Annotated in this window: 1 rRNA gene; it reads left to right on the top strand. The window is 58.0% G+C overall.

From position 1 onward, the window contains the following. Positions 1-76: 76 nt before the first annotated feature. A 23S ribosomal RNA gene (locus AB0M97_RS30715) occupies positions 77-1,802 on the top strand; the annotation flags it as partial.

Raw genomic sequence — 1,802 nt, 5'->3', positions numbered from 1 at the left:
CTCTCGGACCTGTTGGTTCGGGGTGATGGGTGGTTGGTCGTTGTTTGAGAACTGCACAGTGGACGCGAGCATCTGTGGCCAAGTTTTTAAGGGCGCACGGTGGATGCCTTGGCACCAGGAACCGATGAAGGACGTGGGAGGCCACGATAGGCCCCGGGGAGTCGTCAACCAGGCTTTGATCCGGGGGTGTCCGAATGGGGAAACCCGGCAGTCGTCATGGGCTGTCACCCGCTGCTGAACACATAGGCAGTGTGGAGGGAACGCGGGGAAGTGAAACATCTCAGTACCCGCAGGAAGAGAAAACAACCGTGATTCCGGGAGTAGTGGCGAGCGAAACTGGATGAGGCCAAACCGTATGCGTGTGAGACCCGGCAGGGGTTGCGTATGCGGGGTTGTGGGATCTCTCTTTCATGGTCTGCCGGCCGTGAGACGAGTCAGAAACCGTTGATGTAGGCGAAGGACATGCGAAAGGTCCGGCGTAGAGGGTAAGACCCCCGTAGCTGAAACATTGACGGCTCGTTTGAGAGACACCCAAGTAGCACGGGGCCCGAGAAATCCCGTGTGAATCTGGCGGGACCACCCGCTAAGCCTAAATATTCCCTGGTGACCGATAGCGGATAGTACCGTGAGGGAATGGTGAAAAGTACCGCGGGAGCGGAGTGAAATAGTACCTGAAACCGTGTGCCTACAAGCCGTGGGAGCGTCGCTGTGTGTGCTTGCACATGCAGTCGTGACTGCGTGCCTTTTGAAGAATGAGCCTGCGAGTTTGCGGTGTGTTGCGAGGTTAACCCGGGTGGGGTAGCCGTAGCGAAAGCGAGTCCGAACAGGGCGGTTGAGTAGCACGCTCAAGACCCGAAGCGGAGTGATCTAGCCATGGGCAGGTTGAAGCGGAGGTAAGACTTCGTGGAGGACCGAACCCACCAGGGTTGAAAACCTGGGGGATGACCTGTGGTTAGGGGTGAAAGGCCAATCAAACTCCGTGATAGCTGGTTCTCCCCGAAATGCATTTAGGTGCAGCGTCGTGTGTTTCTTGCCGGAGGTAGAGCACTGGATAGGCGATGGGCCCTACCGGGTTACTGACCTTAGCCAAACTCCGAATGCCGGTAAGTGAGAGCGCGGCAGTGAGACTGTGGGGGATAAGCTCCATGGTCGAGAGGGAAACAGCCCAGAGCATCGACTAAGGCCCCTAAGCGTACGCTAAGTGGGAAAGGATGTGGAGTCGCAGAGACAACCAGGAGGTTGGCTTAGAAGCAGCCACCCTTGAAAGAGTGCGTAATAGCTCACTGGTCAAGTGATTCCGCGCCGACAATGTAGCGGGGCTCAAGCGTACCGCCGAAGTCGTGTCATTGCAGCAATACGCCCAACGGTGGCTGTGATGGGTAGGGGAGCGTCGTGTGCCGGGTGAAGCCGCGCCGGAAGGCAGTGGTGGACGGTTCACGAGTGAGAATGCAGGCATGAGTAGCGATACACACGTGAGAAACGTGTGCGCCGATTGACTAAGGGTTCCTGGGTCAAGCTGATCTGCCCAGGGTAAGTCGGGACCTAAGGCGAGGCCGACAGGCGTAGTCGATGGATAACCGGTTGATATTCCGGTACCCGCTGTGAAGCGTCAAACATTGAATCCAGTGATGCTAAGCCCGTGATACCGCCGTGTGCGTCTTCGGACAAGCGCGGAGTGGTGGAGCCGGTGGCCCGAGCTGGTAGTAGGTGAGTGATGGGGTGACGCAGGAAGGTAGTCCATCCCGGGCGGTGGTTGTCCCGGGGTAAGGGTGTAGGCCGTGCGGTAGGTAAATCCGTCGCAC

Origin of the sequence: Streptomyces sp. NPDC051207 (assembly GCF_040682395.1) — a bacterium.
In the GTDB taxonomy this organism is placed as follows: Bacteria; Actinomycetota; Actinomycetes; order Streptomycetales; family Streptomycetaceae; genus Streptomyces.
Note: the sequence above shows the minus strand (reverse complement) of the source record. Positions and strands in the feature narration are given on the sequence as shown.